Annotated in this window: 8 protein-coding genes; 7 read left to right on the plus strand and 1 reads right to left on the minus strand. The window is 55.6% G+C overall.

Annotated features, from left to right (window positions below):
* The first annotated feature begins 151 nt into the window (after nt 1-151).
* The 7 genes from ACT3XD_RS05545 to ruvX all read left to right on the plus strand — a co-directional run bounded on the left by ACT3XD_RS05545 (nt 152) and on the right by ruvX (nt 4,968).
* Entirely contained in the window at nt 152-574 is a 423-nt protein-coding gene (locus ACT3XD_RS05545) for a rhodanese-like domain-containing protein (RefSeq protein ID WP_192536723.1), read from the plus strand.
* Between the two features lie 51 nt (nt 575-625).
* A complete protein-coding gene (gene secB / locus ACT3XD_RS05550) occupies nt 626-1,138 on the plus strand; it encodes a protein-export chaperone SecB (protein ID WP_018918363.1) in 513 nt (170 codons plus the stop codon).
* 2 nt (nt 1,139-1,140) lie between these two features.
* Nucleotides 1,141-1,896: a 16S rRNA (uracil(1498)-N(3))-methyltransferase gene (locus tag ACT3XD_RS05555; protein ID WP_192536722.1), complete on the plus strand. Its 756-nt coding sequence runs from the start codon at nt 1,141-1,143 to the stop codon at nt 1,894-1,896.
* 266 nt (nt 1,897-2,162) lie between these two features.
* Entirely contained in the window at nt 2,163-2,855 is a 693-nt protein-coding gene (locus ACT3XD_RS05560) for a CvfB family protein (RefSeq protein ID WP_192536721.1), read from the plus strand.
* Nucleotides 2,856-2,930: 75 nt separating this feature from the next.
* Nucleotides 2,931-3,893, plus strand: a complete 963-nt coding sequence (gene gshB / locus ACT3XD_RS05565) for a glutathione synthase (protein ID WP_018918359.1) — start codon at nt 2,931-2,933, stop codon at nt 3,891-3,893.
* 62 nt (nt 3,894-3,955) lie between these two features.
* Complete coding sequence (locus ACT3XD_RS05570; protein WP_192536720.1) at nt 3,956-4,513, plus strand: YqgE/AlgH family protein; 558 nt, start codon at nt 3,956-3,958, stop codon at nt 4,511-4,513.
* The gene (gene ruvX / locus ACT3XD_RS05575) at nt 4,513-4,968 is read left to right on the plus strand and encodes a Holliday junction resolvase RuvX (protein ID WP_018918357.1); all 456 of its coding nucleotides are present in this window, start codon (nt 4,513-4,515) and stop codon (nt 4,966-4,968) included. The genes ACT3XD_RS05570 and ruvX overlap by 1 nt, the downstream gene beginning before the upstream one ends.
* A 13-nt stretch (nt 4,969-4,981) precedes the next feature.
* Here the strand turns inward: ruvX and pyrB are convergent, their stop codons facing one another.
* On the minus strand, nt 4,982-6,007 hold the full coding sequence (gene pyrB, locus ACT3XD_RS05580) for an aspartate carbamoyltransferase (protein WP_192536719.1): 1,026 nt from the start codon (nt 6,005-6,007) through the stop codon (nt 4,982-4,984).
* Nucleotides 6,008-6,164: the final 157 nt, after the last annotated feature.

Raw genomic sequence — 6,164 nt, forward strand, 5'->3', positions numbered from 1 at the left:
GACTGACGCACGCTTGGGGCATCATAACGTAGGCAACTGCCGGGCGTCATGACCAAGGCCTGCGCGGGGTGCCTTGTGACGTGTATACTTGTCGCGTTTTGTCAGCGGTTCAGCCGCTTTTTTCCGCATAGACTAAGAGATTGTGTTCGCGATGATCGATCAGCTGCTCGAATTCGTACAGAACCACCCCCTGCTCGTCGGGGCGTTTTTACTGGTGCTGGTAGCGTGGCTTATTTATGAAACACGCAGTGCCTCAACCAACGCGGTGACCTCAACGCAGGCAACCCAGCTTATTAACCGTGAAGACGCGGTTGTGCTGGATATTCGCGAAACGAAAGACTTTAAAGCTGGGCATATCGCTGGCGCACGTAACATCCCGCAAAGCAATATCGACAGCCGCATGAGCGAACTGAATAAAGTAAAAAATCAGCCGATCATTGTGGTGTGCAAGCAGGGGCAGAGCTCAGGTGTGGCTCAGACCAAGCTTGCCAAGGCGGGCTTTGAGCGCGTGTTTAAGCTGAAAGGCGGTATGGCGCAGTGGCAGGCTGATAGCCTTCCTGTGGTTAAGAAGTAAGTAACGTCGCACCTTTATATATTGATTAAATGAACAACGAGGAGTTTCCCCATGGCGGAAGATAACAACACCCCGCAAGCTGGCGCAGCAGCGTCAGGCGATAAGCCGCAGCTGAAGTTCTCTTTGCAGCGTATTTATGTAAAAGATATCTCCTTTGAGGCGCCGAATTCGCCCTCTGTTTTCAAACAGGCCTTCAAGCCCAAGGTGAATCTGGATCTCAATACCAGCAGCACAAAAATCGCTGACGACCAATACGAAGTGGTTATAAAAGTGACGGCTCAGGTGAACGATAACGAAACCGGCACCACGTCGTTTTTGGCTGAAGTCCAGCAGGCGGGCCTGTTCCGCATTTCCGGCATTGAAGGTGCGCAGCTGGAACAGACGCTGGGTGCGTTCTGCCCCAACCTGCTATTCCCTTACGCCCGCGAGTGCGTGGATAACCTGGTCAACCGTGGTGGCTTCCCGCCGCTGATGCTGGCGCCGGTCAACTTCGAAGCCATGTACGCCCAGCGCAAGCAGCGTGAAGCGCAGCAGGCTAGTCAAGCCGAAGCAAGTACTCACTAAGCATGCAAGCAGCCGACTGGTATGCCTTGCATGGCAAAATGCCCCGTCTCTATGTACCAGCGTTTTTTAATGTGGGCGAGACGGTAGAGCTGCCGGAAGGCCCGGCGCGCCATGTGACCCGTGTATTACGCATGGGTGAAGGCGCGCCGTTGGTGCTGTTTGATGGTCAGGGGCAAGAAGCGGGTGTTCGCTTGGCAGAGGTGGGGCGAAAGCACACCTTTGCCGTGGTGGACGCCGTGTGGCGGGGTAAAAGTGAATCACCCTTTGCCGTTCATCTTGGCCAGGCGATCTCCAAAGGCGACCGGATGGATTATGCGATCCAGAAGGCCGTTGAACTGGGGGTTGCCGCCATTACTCCGCTGTATACCGAGCGGGGCGATGTACGCTTGAAGGGAGATCGCGAAGCTAAAAAGCTGGCCCATTGGCAGGCGGTGGCTGCCAGTGCCTGCGAGCAAAGCGGCCGGGCGGTAGTGCCCACGGTGCATTCTCCACTGAGCCTTGATGAATGGTTGAGTGCTCGCCAGGAGCCGCTTCGTCTGATGCTGCATTTAGCCACCGGCAATGCGTTTAACCAGCCAGAACGCCCCGAAACCGCCGCGCTTTTAATTGGCCCTGAGGGTGGTTTGACGGACACCGATATTGCAGCTGCCCAGGCGGCTGACTTTACGCCGTTAACCTTGGGTCCGCGCATATTGCGCACTGAAACCGCTCCGGTGGTTGCTTTAACGTTGTTACAGCACTACTTCGGCGATTTGTAAGCACTTACTAACTACCCTGCCGAGCTCCCACGTTCAGATGACCTGGTTTTTGGGGGCTGTCTGAATATTCGCTTTATGCCTGTTTAAGCCCGCTGAATACCAACGGCTTGCCAGATAGTCTGCGCAGTATGCTTGATGCCTTCCGTGCTTCGCCTGGCTTTACGGTCATTTTGAAAGAGGCCCTGCGGGTTAATAAAATGCGCTGCCACTTTGCCCAATGATCCTCAGGCGCCATAATGCAGGTTCACTTTTAAAGGACGGCACCCATGGCCCGTGAATCAACTCCTCCTCCTCGCGCTGCCAGCGATGCATCTGCCCAGATAGGCGAAGTGGCGTATTTAACCGTTGTGGCCGTCAATAACACCGGTGCCTTCTTGCGCTGGGGGCAGCCTAAAGATGTGCTGCTACCTTTTAGTGAGCAACATTTCCGGCCGGACGTTGGCAAACGCGTGCTGGTAATGCTGTATAGCGACGACCAGGGGCGCCCTGTTGCCACGATGAAGCTGGATCGTTTTTTGACCGATGACGCCTGGGCCTTGGAAAAAGGCGCTGAAGTCGCCGTAATGGTTGCCGATCGCACCGATCTAGGCATGAAAGTCGTGGTCGACCACCGCTATTGGGGGCTAATTTACCAGGATGATATTACCCAGCCGCTGCGCCGTGGGCAGGCGCTGTCGGGTTACGTGAAGCAGCGCCGTGAAGACGGGCGCCTGGATATCTCACTATTACCGCCAGGAGCCGCACGCCTGGACGTGGTGGGTGAGAAAATACTCAAAGCGCTGCGTGAAAGTGGCGGCTACCTGCCGCTGGGCGATAAAAGTGACGCCCATGCGATTAAGGCGCGCCTAGGCGTAAGTAAAAGTGCGTTTAAACAAGCCATTGGGCGACTCTATAAGCAGCAGCTGATTACTCTTGCGCCTGACGCGATACGCTTGGTGCCGGGTGCGCTTGCCCCGTAACGGTGTCAGCGGTTGGAGCTGGACAGGCAGTACGGCATACTGCCTATCTATTGTTTAAGTATGGATTGTGCCCCGATGAGTCAATCAAATCTGCATCTCGGCGTCGTGATGGACCCCATCAGCGACATCGCTTACAAGAAAGATACCACTATAGCCATGCTATGGGCGGCCCAGGAACGTGGCTATACTCTGCACTACATGGAGCAGGAAGATCTTTTCTTACAGGCGGGGCAGGCCTATGCACGCATGCGTCCGCTTACGGTGCATCGCGACCCTAACCATTGGTACGACCTTGGCGAAGCGGCCGCCCGGCCACTGGCCGAGCTGGATGTGGTATTAATGCGTAAAGACCCGCCGGTGGACGCTGACTTCACCAATGCGGTTCACCTTCTAGGCTTTGCCGAGCGTGAAGGCGTGTTAATCGTCAATCCGACCGCCGCACTTTTGCAGTGTAACGAAAAGCTGTTTGCCCAGCAGTTCCCCGAGTGTTGTACGCCCACCATGGTTGCCAGCCGGGATGACGTGCTGCGGGCTTTTCATGCCGAGCATGGCGATGTGATCTTTAAGCCGCTGGACGGTATGGGCGGCACCGGTATCTTTCATATCGGCCCTGAAGGCCGCAATATTGGCGCAGTGATTGAGCAGCTAACGCTACGCGGCCAGCGCCAGATCATGGCTCAGCGTTATCTACCTGAAATTAAAGACGGTGATACCCGCATTCTGCTGGTCGATGGCGAGCCGGTGCCGTTTGGGCTGGCGCGTATCCCCTCGGCAGGCGAAACGCGCGGTAACCTGGCAGCGGGCGGCCGTGGCGTCACACGTGAGCTTACCGATCGCGATTACTGGCTCATTGAGCAAGTACAGCCCATGATTCGTGAGAAAGGCCTTATGTTTGTAGGGCTGGACGTGATTGGCGACTACATCACTGAAATTAACGTCACTAGCCCGACCTGTGTGCGTGAAATTGATGACCAGCGCGGCACGAATATCGCCGGTCTGCTGCTGGATGCCATTGAGCGCCGGCTGAGTGCTGCTTGAGAAGCCGATTCACATTTGATGATTGAGGTCTGCTGGCCATGCCAGCAGACCGTAGGAGACGCATGCAAAGTTTGAAGCAACACTTTTTGATGGCAATGCCCCATCTGGATGATCCCAATTTTGAGGGTAGCCTGATCTACCTGTGCGAGCATGACCACAACGGCTGTATGGGCGTTATTACCAATCGGCCGCTTGAGATCACCCTGGATGCATTGTTTGAGCAGTTAGAGCTGGGCGGCGAAGATAGCCCTCACCGTAACGCGCCAGTCTATTACGGTGGCCCAATGCACAAGGATCGCGGCTTTATTCTGCATCTGGGGGACAGTCAGGAGTGGGATTCCAGCGTGCAGGTTGAGGATGATATTGCGCTGACAACCTCCATGGATATTCTTCAGGCGTTGGCCAACGGCGAAGGGCCCGAGCACTTTCTGATTTGCCTGGGCTGCGCTGGTTGGGAAGTCGGCCAGCTGGAAGATGAACTTAAGGAAAATAGCTGGCTGACGGTTGAAGGGCAGCCTGAGGTATTGTTCAACACGCCACCCGTGGAGCGGTTAACCGCCGCGGCAGGCTTGCTTGGCGTTGACCTTAACTTGATGACCCGAGACGCAGGGCACGCGTAATGGCGGATATTGGCCAGCGTTTAATTCTTGCTTTCGACTATGGCACGCGGCGAGTTGGTGTGGCGGTGGGTAATGAGCTGCTGCGAAGTGCTCGTGAGCTTGCCCCGCTCACCGCGCGTGACGGGATCCCTGACTGGAATAAGGTCGAGCAGCTGCTGAAAGAGTGGCAGCCGGACCTATTGGTCGTTGGTCTGCCGCTTAATATGGATGGTAGCGAGTCGGACATGAGCAAGCGTGCGCGCAAGTTTGGCAATCGGCTGCACGGGCGCTACGGCAAACCGTGTGTGATGGTCGATGAGCGCGGCTCTACCCGCGAAGCCAAGCAGATCGCACGCGATGCCGGGCATCGGGGTAACTACCGCGAAGAGAGCGTGGATGGCATTGCGGCGGTATTGATCCTGGAAGGCTGGTTCGCCCACCAGGAAGGCCTTCCCGATGGGCGCTCTGCTTACTAACCTGAACGCAATTTTAGCGGTCCAGCGTGCCGATCTGGCTGGGCACAAACCAGCGCACCGGGCGAAGATCTTTTTCGATCAGCGTATCGACCTGTAGCAGCGTGGCAAAGATAGCCATCCGCATTGAAATACCGTTATCTGTTTGGCGGAAGATCGCAAGTCTCGGGTCGCCGTTAAGGTCGACGTTCAAATCATTCGCGCCGGCGCGGCTATCGCGGGGCAGCGGATGCATAATGATGGTGGAATCAGTGCAACGCTGATCCAAAAACGCTTTATTGACCATAAAATCATCCGAGATACCCTGGAAGTTCTCGTTCATTTCCTCGGTGAAACGCTCTTTCTGGATCCGCGTGGTGTACACCACATCCAAATCGCTGAAGTCGGTGGCTAAATGATCGCGTACCTCTACCTGATGCCCGCGAGACGTTACCAGGTCAATCAGTGCAGTAGGCATTTCAAGCCCGGGCGGCGATACCAGCGTAATACGTAGCGGATCATAAAGAGACAGCAGCTTGATCAGCGAGTGGACGGTACGCCCGTACTTAAGGTCCCCCGTCATCAGGATGTGCGCACCGCTAAACGATTTGCCTAACCGCTGAAACTCCTTATCGATCGTATAAATGTCCAGCAGGGCTTGGCTTGGGTGTTCACCAGGGCCGTCGCCGCCATTAATCACCGGTACATTCGTCGCTGCCGCAAACTCCGCAACAGAGCCCTGATCCGGGTGACGCATAACGATCGCATCGCAGTAGCCGCTCATTACCCGGCTGGTATCGTAAAGCGACTCGCCTTTAGCCATGGATGAGAAGGTAAAGCCAGTGGTATCGCACACGCTACCGCCCAGCCGACAGAACGCCGTATGAAAACTCACTCGCGTACGCGTACTGGCTTCGAAAAACAGATTGCCCAGTACGGCTCCTTCAAGAACACGCGTAATCTGGCGGCGTTGGGCTATTGGCTCCATTTGCGCCGCAACGCGCAAAAGGTGATTAACGCTGTCGCGGTTTAAGGAGTCAACGGATAGCAGATGGGGGCTCATCACAGACCTCATACATATAAGTGGGTAGATGAAGTGGCAGAGGGTAGTGTAACCGCCAATACGTGGTTCGCCGAAGTGCTTTCAAGGTCTTATAAAAGAGGCCGCTGATGTTTTTCAGACTTATTTCAAAAAGCCCCTTGCCAAACGCCCGGCGAAT

The sequence above is a fragment of the Halomonas sp. AOP7-B1-5 genome, from assembly GCF_052353045.1.
In the GTDB taxonomy this organism is placed as follows: Bacteria; Pseudomonadota; Gammaproteobacteria; order Pseudomonadales; family Halomonadaceae; genus Vreelandella; species Vreelandella colorata.

Excerpts from the sequence above, each read along its gene's own strand:
- ACT3XD_RS05545 (WP_192536723.1), top strand. The coding sequence starts at position 152 with ATGATCGATCAGCTGCTCGAATTCGTACAGAACCACCCCCTGCTCGTC.
- secB (WP_018918363.1), top strand. The coding sequence starts at position 626 with ATGGCGGAAGATAACAACACCCCGCAAGCTGGCGCAGCAGCGTCAGGC.
- ACT3XD_RS05555 (WP_192536722.1), top strand. The coding sequence starts at position 1,141 with ATGCAAGCAGCCGACTGGTATGCCTTGCATGGCAAAATGCCCCGTCTC.
- ACT3XD_RS05560 (WP_192536721.1), top strand. The coding sequence starts at position 2,163 with ATGGCCCGTGAATCAACTCCTCCTCCTCGCGCTGCCAGCGATGCATCT.
- gshB (WP_018918359.1), top strand. The coding sequence starts at position 2,931 with ATGAGTCAATCAAATCTGCATCTCGGCGTCGTGATGGACCCCATCAGC.
- ACT3XD_RS05570 (WP_192536720.1), top strand. The coding sequence starts at position 3,956 with ATGCAAAGTTTGAAGCAACACTTTTTGATGGCAATGCCCCATCTGGAT.
- ruvX (WP_018918357.1), top strand. The coding sequence starts at position 4,513 with ATGGCGGATATTGGCCAGCGTTTAATTCTTGCTTTCGACTATGGCACG.
- pyrB (WP_192536719.1), bottom strand. The coding sequence starts at position 6,007 with ATGAGCCCCCATCTGCTATCCGTTGACTCCTTAAACCGCGACAGCGTT.